This window comes from Nocardia sp. NPDC059691 (assembly GCF_042733915.1).
Taxonomy (GTDB): Bacteria; Actinomycetota; Actinomycetes; order Mycobacteriales; family Mycobacteriaceae; genus Nocardia; species Nocardia sichangensis.
This window is the reverse complement of sequence record NZ_JBHWFB010000007.1, coordinates 87,319-108,166: the sequence shown is the minus strand read 5'-3', so window position 1 is coordinate 108,166 and position 20,848 is coordinate 87,319. Positions and strand designations below refer to the sequence as shown.

At 64.5% G+C, this 20,848-nt stretch carries 21 protein-coding genes and 1 pseudogene; 8 read left to right on the top strand and 14 right to left on the bottom strand.

Translation table 11 applies throughout. The features are described from left to right. Positions 1-794: 794 nt before the first annotated feature. The 6 genes from ACFV2O_RS17215 to ACFV2O_RS17190 form a co-directional block, all read right to left on the bottom strand. Positions 795-1,745 (bottom strand): hypothetical protein, encoded by a 951-nt coding sequence (locus tag ACFV2O_RS17215; protein ID WP_379252629.1) that lies wholly within the window; start codon positions 1,743-1,745, stop codon positions 795-797. A gap of 187 nt (positions 1,746-1,932) precedes the next feature. Further along, entirely contained in the window at positions 1,933-3,024 is a 1,092-nt protein-coding gene (locus tag ACFV2O_RS17210) for an MrcB family domain-containing protein (RefSeq protein WP_379252628.1), read from the bottom strand. A 48-nt stretch (positions 3,025-3,072) separates the two neighbouring features. Next, complete coding sequence (locus tag ACFV2O_RS17205; RefSeq protein ID WP_379252627.1) at positions 3,073-4,104, bottom strand: HNH endonuclease; 1,032 nt, start codon at positions 4,102-4,104, stop codon at positions 3,073-3,075. Between the two features lie 292 nt (positions 4,105-4,396). Then, the gene (locus tag ACFV2O_RS17200; protein WP_379252626.1) at positions 4,397-4,951 is read right to left on the bottom strand and encodes a hypothetical protein; all 555 of its coding nucleotides are present in this window, start codon (positions 4,949-4,951) and stop codon (positions 4,397-4,399) included. Then, entirely contained in the window at positions 4,939-5,475 is a 537-nt protein-coding gene (locus tag ACFV2O_RS17195; protein WP_379252625.1) for a hypothetical protein, read from the bottom strand. The genes ACFV2O_RS17200 and ACFV2O_RS17195 overlap by 13 nt, the downstream gene beginning before the upstream one ends. A gap of 405 nt (positions 5,476-5,880) precedes the next feature. Further along, entirely contained in the window at positions 5,881-6,183 is a 303-nt protein-coding gene (locus ACFV2O_RS17190; RefSeq protein ID WP_379252624.1) for a helix-turn-helix domain-containing protein, read from the bottom strand. A gap of 1,251 nt (positions 6,184-7,434) precedes the next feature. Here ACFV2O_RS17190 and ACFV2O_RS17185 point away from each other — a divergent pair. Together ACFV2O_RS17185 and ACFV2O_RS17180 are read left to right on the top strand one after the other, a co-directional pair. Next, the gene (locus tag ACFV2O_RS17185) at positions 7,435-7,902 is read left to right on the top strand and encodes a hypothetical protein (protein WP_379252623.1); all 468 of its coding nucleotides are present in this window, start codon (positions 7,435-7,437) and stop codon (positions 7,900-7,902) included. After that, positions 7,884-8,459, top strand: coding sequence for a hypothetical protein (locus tag ACFV2O_RS17180; protein WP_379252622.1), 576 nt, complete (start codon positions 7,884-7,886; stop codon positions 8,457-8,459). The genes ACFV2O_RS17185 and ACFV2O_RS17180 overlap by 19 nt, the downstream gene beginning before the upstream one ends. 172 nt (positions 8,460-8,631) lie before the next feature. On the opposite strand, the gene ACFV2O_RS17175 is transcribed toward ACFV2O_RS17180, so the two are convergent. Together ACFV2O_RS17175 and ACFV2O_RS17170 are read right to left on the bottom strand one after the other, a co-directional pair. Then, positions 8,632-9,024: a carboxymuconolactone decarboxylase family protein gene (locus ACFV2O_RS17175; RefSeq protein WP_379252621.1), complete on the bottom strand. Its 393-nt coding sequence runs from the start codon at positions 9,022-9,024 to the stop codon at positions 8,632-8,634. Further along, positions 9,025-9,597: a TetR/AcrR family transcriptional regulator gene (locus ACFV2O_RS17170; protein WP_379252620.1), complete on the bottom strand. Its 573-nt coding sequence runs from the start codon at positions 9,595-9,597 to the stop codon at positions 9,025-9,027. It abuts the gene before it with no gap. Here ACFV2O_RS17170 and ACFV2O_RS17165 point away from each other — a divergent pair. The 5 genes from ACFV2O_RS17165 (at position 9,574) to ACFV2O_RS17145 (ending at position 14,105) form a co-directional block, all read left to right on the top strand. Then, positions 9,574-11,112, top strand: a complete 1,539-nt coding sequence (locus ACFV2O_RS17165) for an alpha/beta hydrolase family protein (RefSeq protein ID WP_379252619.1) — start codon at positions 9,574-9,576, stop codon at positions 11,110-11,112. The two genes, ACFV2O_RS17170 and ACFV2O_RS17165, sit on opposite strands and share 24 nt — an antisense overlap. Beyond that, complete coding sequence (locus tag ACFV2O_RS17160) at positions 11,109-12,074, top strand: fumarylacetoacetate hydrolase family protein (RefSeq protein WP_379252618.1); 966 nt, start codon at positions 11,109-11,111, stop codon at positions 12,072-12,074. Before ACFV2O_RS17165 ends, ACFV2O_RS17160 begins: the two co-directional genes overlap by 4 nt. A 7-nt stretch (positions 12,075-12,081) precedes the next feature. Next, positions 12,082-12,837 carry an MBL fold metallo-hydrolase gene (locus ACFV2O_RS17155; RefSeq protein ID WP_379252617.1) on the top strand — a complete coding sequence of 252 codons (756 nt, stop codon included), beginning with the start codon at positions 12,082-12,084 and terminating at the stop codon, positions 12,835-12,837. 655 nt (positions 12,838-13,492) lie between these two features. Beyond that, positions 13,493-13,618: a tyrosine-type recombinase/integrase gene (locus ACFV2O_RS17150; RefSeq protein WP_379252616.1), complete on the top strand. Its 126-nt coding sequence runs from the start codon at positions 13,493-13,495 to the stop codon at positions 13,616-13,618. Between the two features lie 85 nt (positions 13,619-13,703). Next, positions 13,704-14,105: a hypothetical protein gene (locus tag ACFV2O_RS17145; protein WP_379252615.1), complete on the top strand. Its 402-nt coding sequence runs from the start codon at positions 13,704-13,706 to the stop codon at positions 14,103-14,105. 737 nt (positions 14,106-14,842) lie between these two features. On the opposite strand, the gene ACFV2O_RS17140 is transcribed toward ACFV2O_RS17145, so the two are convergent. From ACFV2O_RS17140 to ACFV2O_RS17130, 3 genes and pseudogenes are all read right to left on the bottom strand, one after another. Continuing rightward, entirely contained in the window at positions 14,843-15,121 is a 279-nt protein-coding gene (locus tag ACFV2O_RS17140; protein WP_379252851.1) for a tetratricopeptide repeat protein, read from the bottom strand. Beyond that, positions 15,115-16,869: pseudogene (locus ACFV2O_RS17135) on the bottom strand (caspase family protein); the annotation flags it as partial. The gene ACFV2O_RS17140 and the pseudogene ACFV2O_RS17135, both read right to left, overlap by 7 nt. 119 nt (positions 16,870-16,988) lie before the next feature. After that, positions 16,989-17,375 carry a hypothetical protein gene (locus ACFV2O_RS17130; protein ID WP_355156942.1) on the bottom strand — a complete coding sequence of 129 codons (387 nt, stop codon included), beginning with the start codon at positions 17,373-17,375 and terminating at the stop codon, positions 16,989-16,991. A gap of 107 nt (positions 17,376-17,482) precedes the next feature. Between ACFV2O_RS17130 and ACFV2O_RS17125 the strand changes: the two genes are divergently transcribed. Then, entirely contained in the window at positions 17,483-17,932 is a 450-nt protein-coding gene (locus ACFV2O_RS17125) for an HIT family protein (protein WP_379252614.1), read from the top strand. 375 nt (positions 17,933-18,307) lie between these two features. Here the strand turns inward: ACFV2O_RS17125 and ACFV2O_RS17120 are convergent, their stop codons facing one another. Genes ACFV2O_RS17120 through ACFV2O_RS17110 form a run of 3 tightly spaced genes read right to left on the bottom strand, consistent with a single transcriptional unit; the run spans position 18,308 to position 20,804 of the window. Beyond that, positions 18,308-18,961, bottom strand: coding sequence for a 3-oxoacid CoA-transferase subunit B (locus ACFV2O_RS17120; RefSeq protein ID WP_379252613.1), 654 nt, complete (start codon positions 18,959-18,961; stop codon positions 18,308-18,310). Beyond that, complete coding sequence (locus ACFV2O_RS17115; RefSeq protein ID WP_379252612.1) at positions 18,958-19,614, bottom strand: 3-oxoacid CoA-transferase subunit A; 657 nt, start codon at positions 19,612-19,614, stop codon at positions 18,958-18,960. The genes ACFV2O_RS17120 and ACFV2O_RS17115 overlap by 4 nt, the downstream gene beginning before the upstream one ends. After that, the gene (locus tag ACFV2O_RS17110) at positions 19,614-20,804 is read right to left on the bottom strand and encodes a thiolase family protein (RefSeq protein WP_379252610.1); all 1,191 of its coding nucleotides are present in this window, start codon (positions 20,802-20,804) and stop codon (positions 19,614-19,616) included. Before ACFV2O_RS17110 ends, ACFV2O_RS17115 begins: the two co-directional genes overlap by 1 nt. Positions 20,805-20,848: the final 44 nt, after the last annotated feature.

Here is a 20,848-nt window from a genome sequence, read left to right as displayed (position 1 = left end):
GGTCACACAACCGCTCGAAGAACCTTCCAGCCAACCCATGCCTTCACCGCCTTGGACGCTGGGCAGGATGATCTTCCGCGTACTCTGCATGCATTACCGCCTGGTTGTGTCGGCGGTCACCCACGGTCAACGCAGACAAGCTACGCCAGAGGGAATCCCCCCTCCAGGTGGTATATCAGAAGGGGATTTGGTGGCCCTGGGATCGAACCAGAGACCTTCCGCTCTTCAGAGAGGAAGTGTAAGTCACAGCTGCGGTAGCGCGTATTTGCCGAGGTTAGTTGACTAGTTCCTGGAAGCGCGTATGCAGGAGGCCGCCGATCATAGTTGCACTTCCCGACAGCTTATATTCGTCCACAAGCGTTCGGAGATCCGCGTCATCCAGCGCTGTCATGTACCCACGGTCATCTTTAGCTGTGTCCCGGAGGGACTTCATTACGGCAGATTTATCAGAAAACGATCGATAGACAAGAATCCCATACTTACCCCGAGAGGGAGAAAACCTTCCGCTCAGCTGATCATATTCAGGGTTTCCCAGTGGTCGACTATAATTCTTGCACTCGACCACAATATTAGCCGCAGGATAATGACTGGCCAACCACGAGAAGAAGTCATTTCTTCCCATATTAGTGTAGCTGATGTCTATCCTTTTCCTATTTTCGTGAATTTTGGTTTGCCGTATGGGATTCACCAGGCTGGGGTAGAAAAGCGCTGACAGCAACCTTTCTATAGCCTTCTCGTACTCGTCGGCATTCTCTCTACCAGTACCCAAACTGACGACCGCAGCCAGCAGACTCTCAAGATCCGGGGGCTCTGTGCCAGTAGCCTCGGCGAGCTGTTCTGGGCCGATTGCCACGGGGGGGGTTCTTCGCCTTGTCCGCCTTATACTTGGCTATGAGGGAAGGAAATCGCTCGGTGGCCTCGACATTTATGCGCTTTTCGACGCCCCTTCGCCCGTCTTGAGAGTGCTTCTTTTTGTATTTCTTAGCCACGTCTTTCTTCGTGACATATTGCTTGTTCTGCGTCTTGAATACGCGTACCAAGGGAGACTGCCGCCGCACTTCATCGTCCATTAAATAGGTGAGCACATAGTGCGAATAATATTCGCCAGGATTTATAAAAAGAAGTCTTCGGACGATACTTTTCGGCACAAGTATCAGCGGGGATTTACCGGCCACCGGAAGGTCGAAGTACCTGCTCACCCACTGTCTTTTATTGGCGCCCCAGTACGGCGGAACTGCAATACTATTTTTCAGAGGGATGCCGTAGTAGGCCGCCGCAGCCTGAGTGTACTCGATCAGCAGATTTCTGATGATGTTGGTGACAACGTCAGAAATACGATCTTCTCCGACGCCTTCGATCAGAAGTGCAGTATCTTCAATATCGCTGATTAGCCCCGAGTGCACCGCGTCACTGGCTGACAGCTCTGTGAAAAACTCCTCGGATAATTTAGAACCTACTCCGCTTCCTCGGTTTCGCTTGGAGTATCCGAGTCTGGTCGAATTATCTTCACTGAGGTGCGAAAGGAGCGACTTCGCTTTATCTTTATCTCCGGCCTTGATGCAGTCAATAACCTCTTGGAAAAAGCTCTGAATGGCCGAAATGCACGCATGTTCCCATGGACCATCGATTGATGCAATAACTGACGGATCAATAAATAACAAGGTGTCGCGGTCAATCTCTACATCTACAAAATCGAGAGTACCCTGATCGCCGGACAACCCGTAATACTCGGAAACGCGGACCACGCGCCCCCCTTTTCTTCAGACCCAACCGGGCTTGCCATTGTATTTCGATAGTTGTTCGTACAAGCGTAGCTGACGAACGTGTTGCCGAACACGGTTTTAGCGTAGACAGTCACACGTCAGCCACCAGTCCCTTAGGTTGCTCGTGGTCACCGGAAAGCCGTTTGGGGCCCGCCGGACGAGTGGCGTCTTAGGCGGGCGGGATTTTGTACCGGTATGAGATGACGGTCAGGCCGGCGGGGTCGATTTTCCAGGGTTGTGTGACGACGCGGGTTCCGCCGTAGGCCACGGGTGGTTGCTGGGTGCGGTCGAGCAGGATCGAGTGGACAACGACCAGTGCGTTGTTCGGGTGCTGGTTGTGGTGTTCGACCTCTTTGCGGGTCAGGATGATCTGTTCTCCGGGTGAGGTGGTTCCCTTCACCTCGATGTAGACCTTCTCGTCGCCGCGGGTGGCTTCCAGATCGTAGGACTCGGTGCTGCCGGTGTCTTTGACCTTGTACTTGAGGCCTTTGAAGTACTCGGTTGCCAGTTTCACTGCATGTCGCTCGATCGCGGTCTGTTCGGCGCGGTTCAGCCGGAAGCCTTGGCCCTTGCTGCGTCGACGTGTGTTGCCGGCCGCGTTGGCCGAAGCCAGCTCCGCATCAAGTATCTCGGGAGGTTCGTCGCCGGGGATGTAGGCGGTGTTGGCATCGATCTCGTAGAGCTTTTCCAGGAGCCGGCCGATGTGGAGCAGGTCGTTGCGCAGCTCTTCGTCCGACGGGATCGCGTCGAGGCGGTACTCGATGCCGTGCACGTTGCCGAACTGATAGACCCGGCCGAGTCGTTGCCGGCCTTTGAGGTCGATATCGTCAAACGTTTTCGGCCCGGAATCAGTGGCCGAGAGCGCTTCCCGTGCCCACTGCACCCGCCGAAGCAACTGGTTCTTGGGGCGGTACACGAAGTCTTGCTTGTCGACATCCCAGGTCGTGGTGCCCTGGTTCAACGACAGATACACCGATTGACCGACCGCGTCGAACAGATAGACGGCATACCAACCATCCGTCGGTGCCGGACTACTGGCCGGGTCGAAGTAGCGGCTCCAGGGAACCTCGGCCGGGTTGCCCTTACCGTTGCTGCCACCGGCCCGCCATGGCGGGAACACCGGATCCAACACTGACGCGATCCACTCCGGGATCTCGCGTTCCACCAGCTGTTTGCGCCGTAACATCAACGGGCTCTTCGGATCCGATGTGTAGTCGGCTTGCAACCTCAGCACTTCGCTGAGCAGATCCCCCAAAGGCATGGTGAGCAATCTACACACCACCACCGACAACTACCGGGGCCCGACCGATCACGATCCACCGCCGACATCAGGCCGGCTCGCCCGGTTGTTGGTGACGACCTGACGTAGCTCGTCGGGAGTCAGCCATGGCGTGCCGCGATGGATCATCCGATGGCAGTTGGAGCACAGCAGGATCAGCTCCTCCAACGTGGTGGTGGTGTCGCCGGACACGTGTAGCGGCACGACGTGATGGCACTCGGCGAACCCGGCGCCGCGGGCCCCGTAGACCATCTCGAAGTCGAACTGGCAGACCTCGCAGAAGACGCGGCCGTGCACCGCAGAGAAGGCCGCAATCTTCCTGCGGCGCAACCTGCGATCGCGTTCGCGGGCGTAGTGCCACCGCTTCAACAACCGACCTTCTCGGGCAGAAGCATCCTCATCCCGGTCTTCCTGTTCCTCCTCCACCGCCGGCAACTGTTGGAAACTGCCGCTGAGGACACCGCGGCGGAGGGCCCCCGCGACCGCATGCATGTGTTCGGGCTGCATGAGGAAGTCGTACAGCACGATCCGATCCAACTCCCCGCCCTTGGTCGGCACTCCCCGATAGGCGGGATGTTGGGAGGCGATGTCGGCCGTCTTGCGGGCCACACCGTTCGGGTTGCGAAAGGTGTCACTGCGGAGCTCGCGGCCGTGGATCGGAAGCAGCTGCAGAATGCCAGACAGCTCGACGACCCGACTGTCGGTGTCATCCAGCAGACGCCAGCCGTTCTGCATCACCAGATCGCACGCCAAAATCAGTTCGTCCCTCGCCCACGCCGGCGAGCGCCGCGGTGGCACAGTGAAACCCAGCTCGCGTAGCTTCCGTGCGACCGTGCTCTCACCACCACTAAACTCCGAAGCCCGCAACGGTTCCCGGCCATCGAGATAACCATGTGCGGCGCCGACGATGGCCTTGGAGTCATAGCGCTTGCCGTCGAACACCAGATGGAACTCTCGCGCCTTATCGAACCCGTAGCGTTCCAGGAACGCATCTCGACCCAGTCGGTCGTACTCGTGCAGCGCCGCCAACACAGCCGGCCGCGTGATGTCCCGAACTCCCACGCCGAGACCGTAGCGCGTCGTCCCGACAGCCGGCGAAGCCAATCAGCCAGGTCAGACACGGGACCAGAACGGGACCACACGCTATGAACGATGCCAAACAACGTGCTGCTCGATACGAGCCAACGAACTACCGAAAAACGCTGTCTACCTGCGCTTTTAGCAGCCCATCCGACCTGGGGGTCAAGTGGTCGCAGGTTCAAATCCTGTCAGCCCGACAACAAAACCCCTTCCGACCAGCGTTGGAAGGGGTTTTCTCGTTCGGTGGCGAGGGGCCGGATTCGACCCGAGCCAGTCAAAATCTCATACTTTCGCCCTCGTCGCCCCGATCCCAGCGTTCCAGGACGTCCCGATTGTCCGGAACGGTCTCCGGTACATCGATGTAGTGCGTCTTGGCCACCGCGCGGGTGTTGCCGAGCTGGCGGGCGGCGCGTTCGGGATCGCCGTAGGCGTGGTCGACCGCGGTGGCCGCGCCCTTGCGGAACGTGCGCGGGGTCACCCAGGCGAAGTTCTCGCCGCGGGCCGCGCGCCAGGTGCGGCCGAAGTTGTTCGGGTTGCGCAGCGACCCGTTTCGGGCCGGGAACAGCAGTCCCATCGGGTTGGGGCGGTCGCCGACTTCCAGGTCCTTGATCGCTTCCCGGATCGCCTCGATGGTGTGGGCGGGCAGCAGGATGCGCCGCCACCCGTTGTCCGACTTCGGCGCGGGTTTGCGCACCCACTTACCCTTCACCTCAACCAATGTGCCGGTGACGTCGAGGTAGGGCTCGGGTGCGTCGAGATGGATGTCCTCGAGCAGCAGCGCGAACACCTCGTGCGGGCGCATGCCGGTGCCGGTGATCACGTCGACCACCCATACCACCGTCCAGTCCCGCGGCGGGCCACAGGTGTAGGCCGGGTCGCTTCACCGTTGGCCCATGCCCGGACCTGAGCCCGGAATGCGGGCAGAGCGCCGTGGTCCTGCACCTTGCCGCGAGCCGGGTTGCGCCGCCGCGTAAATGGACTGACCCCGTCGACGGGGTTGGTTTCCACCGCGCCGTGGCGGACCGCGATCTGCATCATCGCGCGCAGAATGATCTTGTGCTGCTTGGCTTTGCGCCGCAGCCCCAACGCGATGAGTCGTTTGAGGTGGCGGTCCAGCTCACCGGCGGTGGCCTGCCAGACCTGCAGGTTCCCGACCGAGTTCTCGATTTTGATCGTCGCCGGGTTCGCCCGTTTGTCGGTGGAGACGTAGATTTCGCGCCGGTAGTCCTCGACGTTGCCGTCGGTATAGGCGTCGTCGTTGCCCATCTCGACCAGCAACTCCACGGCCAGATCCATCAGCTTGGTGGTGCGGGTGACCCGGCCGTACCCGAGCTGTTCGCGATGATCCCGCATCGCCTGGCCAGCCGATTACGCGCCTCGTCCGCACTCGCTCCGACCCGCTCGAGCTGCACCCGGCCCGCCGCACCGTAGTAGTACACCGTGGTACGCCACCGGCCGTTGCGCTGCTTCTTCGGCCGCGTGGGTTCCCCGAACGTTCCCACCGGCTTCGGCAACCTGCCACCCATCACACCCTTCCCCACACTCCGATAACCATCAATTCGCGCGCATCACCCGCAGAACGCGACACAGCACTAACGCCCCACTGGATGCGCCGAGCCATAGGTGAAAGCACCTCGGAAGCATGGGCAGACGACCGGCGGTACCTCAAGAGGCAGAAAATTTCTGAAGGTTAGCTACAGACCCCTGGGGGCTACTCGACTTGCTCGTCCATGCGGCAGCCGCCTGCGCCACGCGGGTTCAACCGTGCGGGTGCGAGGAACCGATTCCCCCGCCGCCGCGATCGAGTTGGTCTTGTTCCCAGGCCAGCAAGTCGCTGAGTCGGTAGCGGCGGTATCGCCCCATCCGCGCGTACCGCGGGCCCCGACCGGCGGAGGCCCACGACGCCAGAGTCTCGAGCGGAATCTTCAGCCGCTGCGATACTTCCCGCGTACTCAACCAGACAGCGTCATCGGCGGATACGGGATCGGGCTGAAAACTCGCACTGCCGCTAGGAGTTGGCCGCGATGGTGTGGGACGGGATGCCGGAGGCTTTCCGGACATGACGAGGTACCTCTTTCACCAGTCCCTGGCAGCAGACGTACCCGACAACCATTAAACCCTCGACCGGTCGCCGGTACCACTACCACCCACGCCTATGCGGTCCGAAAGCCGTACAGCACCATCCTTTTCGACCGCAGCATGGCGGCCCGAGCGCGTCGACAATGACCGCGCCGAGTGACGTGACGGTGATGCCCAGCCCACGAGAAGCGAGACGCCCCAGCCTAGGTGAGGCTCGGACCGATCGGCGCCCGCGCCTCGAAGCGAACACCGAGGCACGTATCAATCAGTTGGGAGTCAGCCTTCGCGGGGTGTTGACCCCACGGCTGTTCTACGAGCCATGTGGACACGGGAGCTCCACCGGGAATTTTGCCGATGCAGGCCAACGCCTGGTGACGGTTTCACCAACCACATGCGCTCTCTCGCTACCCACTTGTCAGAGGAGGAAGAAGCGACTTACCGCGGTACTCGTCGTGGATGTGGGGCCGGCCCCACTACCCCGATGGCCAACACGCCCCCGCAATCGTCGACACGATTCGCACCCTAGTGATCACTAGTCCTTCCTGGCCGACAACTCGGAACCCGGAGAGACGACGGCGCGGCGTTATGCGGGCGCTGCGTGCGCAAGCCCGAACACCACTGTGCAAGCTGCGGCAAACTACGGCCAGCCACTGCGCGCACCTCGGACGGGCCGGTCTGCAAAACCTGCTATCGCCCGCCGAGCGGGACGTGCGGTGTCTGCGGCAATTTCGCTCCAATTGCCGCTCGAGCCAACGAACTCCGGCCTGACACGTGTATCAGGTGCTACCGAAACACCGGGAAATGCGTTGTCTGTGGTCACATCCGGCACGGCTCCCGCATCGGCGTAGGCGGCCCGTTTCACTGTTACTCCTGCCGCCCGAGGACCGCGCGCGACTGCGCCGGGTGCGGCAAACACGCCGTCATCACCGCGAACTGGCCGCTTGGCCCGGTATGTGCGACTTGCTACGAGCACCGAACCCGGTATCCCGCCCGCTGCGTCCAATGCGGAATAACCGCGGTCCTTGTCGCCCGCACTCCCGACCGCACGGAGATCTGTGGCCCCTGCGCCGGAGCACCCGAGTTGTTGTTCGCCTGTCCCAGCTGCGGGCGGTCCGGCGCCAAATACAAGGGCGGGACGTGCGTTCGATGCGCCGTCCCGCCAGCCGTCCAGTCGCTGCTCGCTGATCAAGAAGGCAACGTGGCGCCCCAGCTGGAACCGGTCGCCTCGACGCCATGCCGCAAGACCTCGACACCGGCTACGTCCGGGCCGCCCTCGTCACCATGGACGTGTTGCCGCCACGACACGAACCGTTGGCGCAACTCGAGCTCTGGTGCAGCACGACCGTCGCCGAATTGCCTCCAGGACACGCTCGGATCATCCGTCCCTACGTGGAATGGCACATTCTGCGCGACGCGCGCCGCCGCGCCCCACGCGGGCGATACACCCACGGAGCTTCACATTGCGACCGCAGCGGTATCCGAGAGGCCATCGGATTTCTCCAATGGCTCGACGCCCAGGCCACCACGCTGGCCGACCTCACCCAGGACCTGGTCGATGCGTGGCTGGCCACCTATCCGGGCCGAGGCCGCCAGATCAACTCGCTGCTGCGCTGGACTGCCAGACGTCAGCTCACCCGGCCGCTGGAAGTGCCAACGTCACGGGGTGGCTCCCGGTCGAGTTCATGTCCGATGACGAACTGACCCGACAACTGCGCCGCTGCCTCAACGACGAGACTCTGCCACTGTGTGTTCGGGTGGCCGGCTCGCTGATCCGTCTCTACGCCCTGCCGGTCAGCCGAATGATCGAACTCACCGTCGACCAGATCCGGCGAGAGGGCACCGCGACCTACCTGGTAATCAACCGCTGTCCGGTCATCGTCCCACCCCGCTTGGCAGTGCTTGTCGATCGAATGATCGCGCAGGGCAGTCCATCGACATCGTTCCGCTGGCCCGCGCATCAGCGTGCCGCCGCCTACCTTTTTCCAGGTCGCATGCCTGACCGCCCCCGCAGCGCGACCGCGGTGAGGCAGATGCTTGCCGCGCACGACCTGCCCGTCCGACGGGCACGAAACGCGGCGATGATCGACGCTGTATCGCGGATGCACCCGGTGATCGTGGCCGACTTGTTCGGCATCTCGATCGGCTCGGCCCAGCAGTGGGCCGCCTTCGCCCATTCCAGCTGGGCCGACTATCTAGCAGCGGCGCTCTCAGCCGACGGCCAGCCTGATCAACATGGAGGCGGCGACCCAGACCGCTGACGACCAACCTTTCAGCGCTGATGGCCGAAATCGTCAGCGGCCCCGATCAATTCCCCGAGGAGGGAGTGCGCTGCTGACTCGGGGGCGGTTTCCAGGTCGGCAGCGCACGTCCGGCGGTTGCAGGTTCGCCGGAGCCGGCGAGGCGCGATGTCGCTCTGACAGAGTGAGTTGGTCAGAGTTTGTCGAGTTCTTGCTGAACGATTCGCATGGCGGCCAGTGCAGCGGGCGCGCCGCAATATCCGGCGGTGTGGATGATCGACTCGGTGATCTCTGCGCGGGTGAGTCCGTTGTTGAGCGCGCCTCGAACGTGGCCGGCAAGCTCGTCGTGTGCTCGTAACGCAGTGAGGATTCCCAGATTGAGCAGGCTGCGGTCACGGCGATCCAGACCAGGCCGATTCCATACCGCGTTCCAGACGTGCTCGGTGACGAAGTGCTGGAGATCTGCCGATTCGCTGCCGAAGGTGCGGGCCAGGGCCTGAGCGACGTACTCATGGCCCATGACTTCCTTGCGGGTGCGCAGGCCGTTGGTATAGGCAGAAGACTGTAGGGGTTCGGGGCCGGTCATTCACGTTCCTGTTCGTCGACGGGTACCGGACGGGTCATGGGCCGTCGCTTGTGCGGCCGGATCGGATTGCAGTGCGCGGATCACGCGGGTGACGTGCTGGTCGACGAATCGGTCGTCCATCGGTTCGTGGGTGAGGAAGTGGCGGAAGTGTATCGGCGCGATGAGGGTTTCGATGACGGTCCTGGTGTCGGTGCCGACGGGTAGTTCGCCGCGTTCGACCGCCCGGGTGACCATGGCCTGGTTGGCTTCGTAGCGGGTTTCCCAGAAGGTCTTTCGCGCTTCTGCGATCTGTTCGGAGTCGGTGATGAATGCCAGAGCGCGCGCAAGGCCGGTGCCCAGAGGGGTTTGCAGGTAGGCGATGAGTGCGGTGGCGAAGCTGGTCAGGTCTCCGCGTAGCGACCCGGTGTCCGGTAGCGGGAGAGTGCGCTCGCTCGCGCTGAGCATCACATCGAGCACCAGATTCTCTCTTGTTCTCCAGCGCCGGTAGATGGAGCTGTCGCGGACCCCGGCGCGGCGGCTGATGTCGGGGATGCCGACCTTGTCCACGCCGTGTTCCTCGACAGCTTCGAGCACGGCGCGATGCACGGCTTCGCGGACCTTCGCCGCGCGGCCTCCGGGCCGGCGCAGCGGCTCGACGTTCTCGGCTTCGGACATAGCCCGATACTAAAGCAGAATATCTTGCTTTTGGCTATCACCTGTGCCTACGCTCATAAAGCAGAAAATTCTGCTATTTCGAGTTCGAGAGGCACAACAATGACGTCAGTGCGGGACATCGGTAAACGACTGCTCATCAGCGCTCGCGCGATGACACACACCACCGAGCGTGCGGCCCGGCGCGTCGGTGTGGCAGCGTTCCTACCCCGGCTGTTCGCCGACCGGTTCACCCACCTCGGCGGGATCGACCCAGAGGAATTCCAGCGCCAGCTGCACGGCTGCCGGTCCTTCGACGACACCCGCTGGACCGGGTACTGGGAGGACTTCGCCCGCCAGCACCTCGCGCGGGCCGACACGGCGTTGCTGCGGCTGGGCGGACCGTCGACCGACCAATTGCTCGACCCCGCCGCGCCGCGTGATCCGCACGCCTTGGGGGGGCTGCTCGCGCCCGCGGTGACGATCCTGGCCGACCGCGGGCCCGTGGCCGATCCCGAGGCGGTCGACCGGTTCTGTGCGGCCCATCCCGACGCCGCCGATGCCGCGATCGCGATCGATGGGCTGATCAAGGCGCTGGTGTATGAGTTCATCGCCGCCTGGCCAGGGTGGAGCCCGGCCAGGCTGGCCGCCTACGAGCGCTCACACCGGCTGTGCGAAGTGCTGCTGCGCTCGCTCGACGCCGCGATGGGAGTGAGCGTCGAAGTGGTGCGAATCCCGGTCGGCACGCAGACCGTCCGCGGCATGCTGATGCTCCCGGCCGGTGCTGTGTCGGTACCGACGATCCTGGTCACCAACGGTCTGGAAGGCACCATCGCCGAAGCGCTGCTGCCGCTGCTGTCCCGACGCGACGCCGGCATGGGCGTGTTCGTGATGGAGATGCCCGGCACCTACTCCTACACCGAGCCGCTGACCATCGACGCCGAGACCATCTACTCGGCCGTCATCGACCACCTGTGCGCTGACCCGCGTATCGATCCGCGACGGATCGGCATGCTGGGCTTCAGTTTCGGCGCCTACTGGTCGACGCGTATGGCCGCCGTCGACCCGAGGCTGACGGTAGCGGTCTCCAACGGTCCGCTCGCCGACCGCAGCTTCGGGCTGCTCAACGCGATCGGAATGCCAGAGATCATGGTCTCGACGCTGGCCTCGACCCTCGATGCCAGCGGCCCCTCCGATCTGTCGAGCAAGCTGGCGAAATTCTCACTCGCCCAACACTATCGCCACATCGACATCCCGCTGCTGGTGATCAACGGCGCCCGCGACACCCTCGCCGACACCCGGGACTCGATCGACATCGCCATCGACGCACCGCACGCCCAACTGGTGCTCTATGCCGAGGACGACCACTGTGCCATGGGACATGCCGAGCAGTGGACGGCTCTGTCGACGAAATTCCTTAGCGATCACCTGGGTGTACGCGCCGAGGTCACCGCATGACACACCCACAAGACCCCGCCACCCATGCGATCCCACGGATGCGGCGCATCCTCGATCGCAGCGCACACCGCATCGATTCCCAGATCGACACCGGCACGGGCTGGCGCACCGACACCGAAACCGACCGCAGCCAGGGGTTCCCGAGGATCGAGCCCGCATTCACCGTCGATTTCGAGATATCGCGCTACGACGCGCTGGGGCTGGGCGACGGGACCGTCGTCCTGCCGGTATGCCCGGTCTCGTTCCGCGATTTCATGATCTTCGAAAAGCATGCCGTCGACGCCGCACGAGGCCTGGCCCGCCGCTTCCTGCCCGCGGCCTCCCGTGTCGCCACGGCCTACGAGACGCTGACCAGGCACACGTTCCCGCCGTTCCGGCCGCACGCGCTGTGGTATCGGCAGCCGATCTACTACATGTCCAACGCCTTGACCATCGTCCCCTCCGGGGTGCCGGTCAGTGCCCCGACCTACACGCGGGCACTGGATTTCGAACTCGAACTCGGCGTCGTGCTCGGTGCTCCGCTGCGCGACGCCACCGTCGAACAGGCCGCAGCCGCGATCGCCGCGGTGGTGGTGATCAACGACTTCTCCGCCCGCGATGTCCAATTGGCAGAGATGCGTTCGGGTTTCGGTCCGCAACGAGCCAAGCACTTCCTCACCTCGATGTCGGGGACCGCGGCCGCGGGGCCCGCGCTCGCCGACCGCCTCGACCGATTGACCGCCACGGTCACGATCAATGGACAGACCGTGGCTCGCACCGGAACACACGATGCCCGGTACTCGATGGCCCAAGCCATCGCGCACGTGTCCCACGGCGAACAGCTCTACCCCGGCGAACTGCTCTCGACCGGCACCTTGCCCGGTGGAAGTGGGATGGAACTGGGCCGCTGGCTCGCCCCCGGCGACCATCTGCGCCTGGAAATCGACGGCATCGGGCTCATCGAACACGACATCCAGAAGTAGGCCCGACATGAAAATCGATCAGGTTTCCCACTCCGTCTACGCCGTAGCCGGCACCAACGTCAACTGGGCATTGATCGACGACGGTTCCGGGGTCACCGTGATAGACGCCGGATACCCCGCCGACACCGCCGACGTGCTCGACTCGATCCGCCAGATCGGCCGCCGACTCGCCGACGTGCGGGCCGTGCTGATCACCCACGCCCACCTCGACCACATCGGCGCGATCCCGACGCTCATCGAACACGTCGGCATGCCCGTCTACACCGGCGCCGAAGAAGTGCGCCACGCGAAACGTGAATACCTGCAACAGATCACACCAGTCGGAATGCTCAAACAACTCGCCACCGGCCGCGGCCGCCGCTGGGTCGCACACACCCTGCGCGCGGTCCACGGCCACATCGGCATGGCCATCCCACAAGCCCAGGCGGTCGACCCCGCCACCCTGGCGGCGCTGCCCGGCGGGCTCGTCGCGATCCCCACCCCCGGGCACACCAGCGGCCACACCGCCTACCTCATGCCCGCCGAAAGCGTGTTGTTCTCCGGGGACGCGCTCGTCACCGGGCATCCACTGCGGCGTCACGCCGGTCCCCAGCTACTACCGGCGGTGTTCAATCACGACGAAGCGCTGACCTATGACACCGCTACGAACCTCGCCAAGGTGCACGCCTACACCTTGGTTCCCGGGCACGGACTGCCCATCAGCTTCGACAGCCCCGGCATCGCCGCAGCCCTGGGATCGCGACCACCCACTCATCGACACTGATAACAAACGCCCGCACACCCACAACGCGGAACTCGGTGGCAGCCCTGCCTTGTCGGCCCAGATCTTTTCGCACCCGGCGGCGGTGAGCGCGTCGATCTGGGAGTCGTCTTTCGCCCTCGGGTGGACACCCGCGCGCACCCGAACCGAGCCATGTCCCGAACTGTCCCACAAAGTGCCGGCACCTGGGGTTTCGTCTCGCAGATATCACACACGAGTTCTGACCTGAATCGGGTGAAAGGCAGCTGGGCAGATGCGTCCACACGGCAGTCAAGCCATGGGGGACAGAAACGGTTTTCGTGAGGTTCCCCCGGTTCGTTGGAGGGCTCTGAGCATGGTCCGATAGGGCCAGGAAGAAGTCCTGCGTGGCAGCACCGAAGAAGTATCCGGACGAGTTGAAGGCCCGGGCGGTCCGGCTGTATGTCGAGGATTTCGACCTGCGCCTGGACGACGAGCACGTCCGGTTGCACGGCAAGGGCGGCTCGGTGCGCACCGTGCTGCTGGACGACCGCGGCTACGTCGCCATGGTCCGGCTCAACCTGCAGCGCACCGGCTACACCGCCGGACCGATGTTCCGCGCCAGCATCAACGGCCGCGGCGACCCCTTGTCCTACTCCGCGGCCATCACTGGTGGAGCCGGTACTGCGCGGCGGCCGGAGTGGACATCGACATCCACCAGCTGCGCCACTCCCACGCCACCGAGCTCATCAATGCCGGCGTCTCCATCGAAGTCGTCCGCAAACGCCTCGGGCACGCCTCCACCGGTGGTGAATCCGTGCGGTAAGTAGTGTCGAGGCGGGGCAAGATTGCGAGTGGGCTGGGAGGCCGGGGTGAGTGGGACGGAATGGGAGATGTTCTGCTCGGAGGTGTTGGCCATCGCCGAGCGTTACGCCATCCAGACGTTTTCGAATCCCGGCACCCTGGTGCTCTCCAGCGGATCCTCGTCCACGGAAGCCGAAGTGCGCGGGGCAAATCCACACATCAAACTGGTGGATATGGGCGACGCCGCGGTGCGCATCGAAACGGGCTGGTGCGTCCGCGCCATCGCCGACTACGAAATCCAATTCGAGGACAAGCCGTCCCAGGCGGCCGCGGCGGTCGAGGCGATCATTCTCGGGGGCGCCGAAGAGTATGTGATCACCGATGACGACGACCGGTGGGTGGCGTTCGGGTGGTGTATTCGGGGCAAGGATTCCCTGATGTCGCAACCCCCGCACATCACCTCGGGACGAAAGGCGGTTCGTCGGCTCCTGCCGTGGCGGTCGGCGTGACCGTGCGGCCAGGAGCTCGACCAAGCCGACCCAACTGCCGTCGGTGTAGCGTGCCCAGCCGTGCAGTCGGCCGGGCACGGTGGCGGTCGAACTGAGGCCACCGATCTTCACGCGCATCGGCACCTTGTCGCGTCAGTGCTATCGAAACAGCTGCAAAGCAGGACCACCGGTCACTACACCGCGTACAACGCCGTAGATCAGACAGTAGAACGGGCCGTCGTCGACGTCGGCACCTTCCGCTGGCGAAATACGCCCGCCCGTCGAAAGAGGCACTGCTGGCTTGGCAGGACGCTACCGACCCCGCCGCGCGGCGACGCAGCTGACGATGCGCAACTTCAGCCCCTGATCTACGGATTTTCGGGTGGGTGAGGATCAGCCGCAGGCATCGGCGAAAGTTGTGCTTGCGCGTGACAGCAAGCCTCGAAGGCAAGCCGTGGCAACCTGCTTTGCTTCCTGAACTCGACGTCGTCGTCCCTGGCGCCAGCGGTGAGGCTTTGAAGCGACGACTTCGTCCCCCACCGCAGGCCCGTTCGGGACGCGGGACCACAGACCAGAAGATCAGGAGCCCAGCCGCACAGCGTCAGACTGACGCGAACAGCACCTCACTCTGACGCTCTCCGCGACGTCTCCGGGTGTGGTGTTGGGCCGTACTCCAACCGGACAGGGAGCGGATCCCTCTATGACGAGCGAGACGGCTGGGGTGGTTAGGCTGTCGGAGTGGTCGGCCGCGAGGGCACTCAGCGATCGGTGAGGTTCTGTTTGAGCGGCGTGAGGGTGTCGGGGAGCCGGCCCGCCGAGTGGTAGGCCCGGCCGAGGTTGTTGCGGGCGATGAGGGTGTCTGGGTGGTCGGGGCCAAGGAGCCGCTCGGCGTCAGCAAGGTTCTGCTCATACAGCGCGATCGCCTCGTCCACCCGACCCGCCGAGGTGTAGGCGTAGGCGAGGGCGTTGTAGGAGGCGAGGGTGTCGGGGTGGTCGGACCGGACAGCAGCAGACTTGGATGTCTGCGGGCCTGCCACTCGGCGGCCCGGCTGCGGACCCGCTGCCGCTCCCGCATCCCCGCGTCATACTGGTCGATCCACTCCTGCAACAGCTTCCAGGCGTCCAGCAGGGCGTCATGGATGAGGAATACGGCGCCTCGGTCTATGCCGAGCAGCCGGGCTCGGACAAAGACGTCGAGCACCTGCGGGTCAGGCCGGAGATCGTCCAGCGCGACGACCCGGCTGGTTCGCTGCAGCTCGCCGTCCAGCGGGACCAACGCCAGAAACAGCTGGCGCGCTTCGGCTTTACCCGCCGCGTCGAGCGCGGCGTATACGGCGTCGGCGCTCTTGGTCACCGCTTTTTCGATGCGGCCTGCCCGGATGTAGTCGGCGGCGGTGAGCACCCGGCCCCGACGCACCTGCCAGGTCTCCATCAACGCGTGCGACAGTAGTGGCAACACCTCCACCGAGCGGCCCGAGCGCGGCAGCGCGTCGGAAAGTATGATCTCGACGAGATCCTCTCCTGCCACGAAACCGGCTTGCTCGGCGGGCTTTTCGACCACCGCGCGGAGATCGGCGGGCGTCATCGGTGTCACTTCGACGGCCGCTCTGGCCGCCGGGCCGAGCGCCGGGTAGCTCAGGCAGCGCCCGAGAAAGTCGGATCGGAGGCAAACCACCGTCAGCCGGGCGACGCTGGCCAGTGCAGTCAGCTCCTCGATGAAGACATCGGCAACGGCGAGGTGGTGGGTGAACACGTCCTCGAACTGGTCGACCACCACGGCAATCGGTGTGGTGTTGCAGGTTTCGCGCAGCCGGGTGGCGTCGGTGAGCAGGTCGTCGACGGCCTCCTGGGAAATTCGGAGGGCCCCTGCCAATTCGGTGCGCAGCGCCGCCAGCGGATCGGTGCCGGGCACGAACGCTACTTGCCGCCATGTCTCCGAGCCGGGGAACTCCTTACCCTTATCGAGCAGCGGCAGCAGCCCGGCGCCGAGTATCGAGGATTTTCCGACGCCGGACGCGCCGGTGAGCACGATCAGGTCTGTGGCGCGCGCGGCGATGGCCGCGGTCAGCGCGGCGGTCGTCCCAGCACGCCCGAAAAACCGTGACGCATCTTCCTTCTCGTACGCGGCCAGCCCGAGATACGGGTTGACGGCGTCGGTGGCGCCCGCATCCGGCGGCGGCTCCGGCTTCGGTTGTCGGTGGGCATGGTTGTTCGCGATGACCAGTCGTCCTGCGTTGCCGCGGAATTCGATGCCGATCCGGGGCTGATGGGGATCGAGGTCATGCAGCTTGCGATCGAGTAGCTCGGTCAGGCGGGCGAGCGTGGTCAGCGGTGGGCCATTCGGATCGCCTGCGGCGAGGACCTGCAGCAACGCGCCGGTGAACACGGTGTGCTCGGCGCCGTCGCGGACCAGCGCGGGTCCCCACGGCGTCGCGGACACCAGCAGCAGGCCGTCGGCGATATCGGAGCCGAGCCTGGCCCGGCCGGAGTAGCAGCAGTCGAGCACCACGAGCACCGTGCTCGCCGTGGACGTGGACAGTGCCGCCGGAATGGCGGAGAACTCCAAAGCCTGACTGGCGGGGCGGTTCTTGGTGATGTCAACGGTCGCCACCGTCGAGAGGAACAACTCGTTGCCCGCCGCGACCAGTCCGTGCCCGACGAAGTAGATCAGCAGGACATCGGTCGCCGCGGCGGCAGTGGCCCGGATAACCGCGTCCAGCATGACCGGATCGGGTGGATCGAGGACGACTCGGATGTTTGCCGGGGGAATGTCGCACGAATCCATCAGCCGCTGTTGGAGATCCGCCAACGACGTGCGCACTGCCGGGACGTCGGACAGCTTCGGGCTATCCGTGTGTTCGGTTCCGATGAGCAGTACGCGTGTACCTGCGCCGCTCAGTCCGGTCATGATTCGGTGTTGTCGCTGTCGGGTGAGTCGAGTCGGCCGATCAGCTCCGCCAGCGCGGCAGGGAGCTCGGCATCTTTGAGCCGCTTGATCCGCTTGGCGGACAACGTGACTTCGGTCTTCTTGTCGGTGCGCCTGATGCTGATCTTGATGTCCGAGGTATAGACGCGCAGAAAGGCGAACAACGCGGTGGCCAGCGGCACCAGTGTCTGCGGCTGTAGCGCGATCTGCAGGCCCTCTAGCACCGGTCCCAAAGTGCCTTTGGGGGCGGGCTTTTCGAGCAGGGTGACCCGGCCGCGCCACCGCGCATCGTTCAGTAGCTCGGTGTTCAGGTCGCGGAGTGCGTCCGCGCCTCCCGGCTGCGTTGATTCGACGAGAACGTCCATGCGCCTATCCCTCCACCGCCTCGACAACTAAGGATGTCGCATGTTCGCGTCAGTTGTTACACACTCGCGCAATCTGCTGTCCGCCGGTGGAATGAGCCCGGGCTTCGATGAGCGACGAGGATTGCGGCCAGGCTGAGCGCCACTCAGATCGCCGCCGCGCTCAAACGTGCCCGCCGCCGCGATATCCCCTCACCGGGCTGATCGAGGTTTATGTGGTCCGCGAGACCGAGCAGGTGCTGGCGTTCCGGCCGCCGATTCAGGGTTTCGGGACTGATCACGTGCTCGTGGTCCCGAAGCGCCATGTTCGGTCGTTGCTGGAGTTGGAGCCAGGATTGGGTGCTCACTTGCTGCAGATCGTGCAGGGGGTCTCCCGCGAAGTCGTCGACGAGCATGGTGGTTGCCAGGTTTTGACCACCCTCGGCGATGAACAGCACAACCGTCACCTTCATGCGCATTTCGCTGTAGGAGAAGGGCTGGCGCCATACGTCACTCGACAGGTAGAAGACAGGTACTTCATGCGGGTTCACCCCGGCCCGCTCGATAGAGAAGGTACGTAGCGTAAGGGGCGCTCCAACCCGGCCGCTCACCATGTGGAGGGAAGCCGTCGGCGGCTGATGCGCAGTAAGTCCTACTACCGGGAGGAACAATGAAGTTCGGAATCGATTCGCCACAATCGGCCTTCGATGGAACCCGGCGGCCTGACAAGCCTGGCCACGACCGCGGAAGAACTCCGCTTTGAGTCGATCTGGTTTGTCGAGCATCCGGCGATGCCCGAAAACTACGCGTCCATACGGTCCACCGGAAGCTGGTGCGCTGGTGAGCGCTGATGCGACCGTTCGTTCCAGGACCGCGCGCGTGGTCGGGCCGGCGCGGTGACACGCTGTCTTGCGGCGGTCACAACTCGGGAGCCGGAAGACCGGACGTGACTCCCGTCAGGCCGTTACTCGTCGGCCTTGCAGGGGCACGTCCAGGCGGTTGGCCAGCTCCTCGAGCGTGATGCCGAAGGTGTCGCGCACGATGACTCCGTCGGGTTCGATGTCGAAGACCGCGAGGTCGGTGTAGACCCGGGATACGCAGCCGACTCCGGTGAGGGGGTAGGTACAGGCCGGAACCAGCTTGGGCGCGCCGTCTTTGGTGAACAGCGTCATCATCACGAAGATCTGTTTGGCTCCGATGGCCAGGTCCATCGCGCCGCCCACGGCGGGGATGGCGTCGGGTGCGCCGGTGTGCCAGTTCGCCAGGTCACCGGTCGCCGAGACCTGGAAGGCGCCGAGCACGCACACGTCGAGGTGCCCGCCGCGCATCATGGCGAAGGAGTCGGCGTGGTGGAAGTAGGCGCTTCCGGGGAGCTCGGTGACGGGGATCTTGCCCGCGTTGGTGAGGTCGGGATCGATGTCGTCGCCCACCGCTGCGGGGCCCATGTTCAGCATGCCGTTCTCGGTGTGCAGTACCACCCCGGAGCCGGCTGAGAGATGGTCGGCGACGGTGGTGGGCTGGCCGATGCCGAGGTTGACATACGCGCCGGGCGGGATGTCCTCGGCGATCAGGGCCGCGATCTGATCCTTGCTGAGCGGGCCGGTGTTCATACCGCGACCACCTTGTCGACGTAGATGCTGGGGGTGACGACCGCTTCGGGATCGAGCGCGCCGGTTTCGACGATCTCTCGGACTTGGACGATGGTCGTGGTGGCGGCGGTCGCCATGACCGGGCCGAAGTTGCGAGCGGTCTTGCGGTAGACCAGATTGCCCATCCGGTCGGCCCGGTAGGCGCCGATGAGGGCGATGTCCCCGCGCAGGGGATACTCCAGAACGTAAGTGCGGCCGCCGATCTCGCGGGTCTCCTTACCTGCGGCGAGTTGGGTGCCGACGCCGGTGGGGCAGAAGAACGCGCCGATCCCCGCACCCGCCGCGCGGATGCGTTCGGCGAGGTTGCCCTGCGGCACGACCTCGAGCTCGATCTGTCCGGCCCGGTAGAGGCGGTCGAAGACCCACGAGTCGGACTGGCGGGGGAACGAGCAGATCACCTTGCGCACCCGTTTGGCGGCCAGCAGCGCGGCAAGGCCGGTGTCGCCGTTGCCCGCGTTGTTCGACACCACCGTCAGATCGGTCGCGCCCTGGTCGATGAGTGCTTCGATGAGTTGCACGGGCATGCCCGCCATGCCGAAACCGCCGATCAAAATAGTGCTGCCGTCGGTGATCGCGGCGACCGCCTCCGCGGTCGTCGCACAGATGTCCACCATCACCGCACCTCCCGCATGTTCTCGAGTACGACCGCCAATCCCTGACCGACACCGATGCAGATCGCGGCGACACCCCACCGCTGCCCGGACTCGATGAGACGGTGCGCCAACGTGCCGACGATCCGCGCGCCCGAAGCGCCCAGCGGATGCCCGATCGCGATGGCGCCGCCCTTGGCATTGACGATTTCCGGATCGGCCAGCCCTTGCGCGAGCCAGGCATCGACACAAGCCAGCGACTGCACCGCGAAAGCCTCGTTCAGTTCCACCGCGGACACATCAGCCCAGCCGATCCCCGCGCGAGCCAGCGCGCGATTGGTCGCCTCCACCGGCGCAAAGCCGAAATCCTGCGGATCCAGCGCATACGTCCCCCGGCCCGCGATCCGAGCCAGCGGATCGATACCCAAACCGGCTGAGTCGCTCGCGAGCAGGACCGCAGCGGCGCCGTCGTTGAGCGGGGAAGCGTTCCCGGCGGTGATCGACCCATCTTCCCGGAACGCCGGTTTCAATCGGGTCAGCTTCTCGGCAGTGGAGCCGGGCCGGATGCCCTCGTCGCGGGCCAGACCACCGACCGCGACGACGAGGTCGTCGTAGAAACCCGCTTCCCACGCCGCGTCCGCCAAAAGGTGTGAGCGGGCGGCGAACTCGTCCTGGCGGGCACGGGAGATCCCGAAAAACTGCGCGAGCTGTTCGTTGCACTCACCCAGCGAGACCGTCCACTCCGCAGGCATCCTGTCGTTGACCAGCCGCCAGCCCAGCGTAGTCGAGACCGCGGTGACGTTCCCGGCAGGAAAGGACCGCGAAGGCTTCGGCAGCACCCACGGCGCCCGCGTCATCGACTCCACACCCCCGGCCACCACCACCTCCGCGTCACCGGTCTCGATGATCCGCGAGGCGCTCATCACCGCATCCAAAGATGAGCCGCACAACCGGTTCACCGTGGTCGCCGGTACCCCGGTCGGCAGCCCGGCCAGCAGCACCGCCATCCGGCCGACGTTGCGGTTGTCCTCACCGGCCTGATTCGCGCATCCCCAGATCACATCCCCCACCGCGTCAGGAGACAGGTGTGGAGCTTTGGCAAGCGCACCGGTCAGGGCCGCGGCGGCCAGGTCATCGGGGCGCTGATCGGCCAACGCACCCCCGAAACGCCCGAACGGCGTGCGCGCCGCGGCATAGACGAAGGAATCGGTCACGCCTCGACGGTAAACACCACGATTAATGCAGTCCAATACTCATT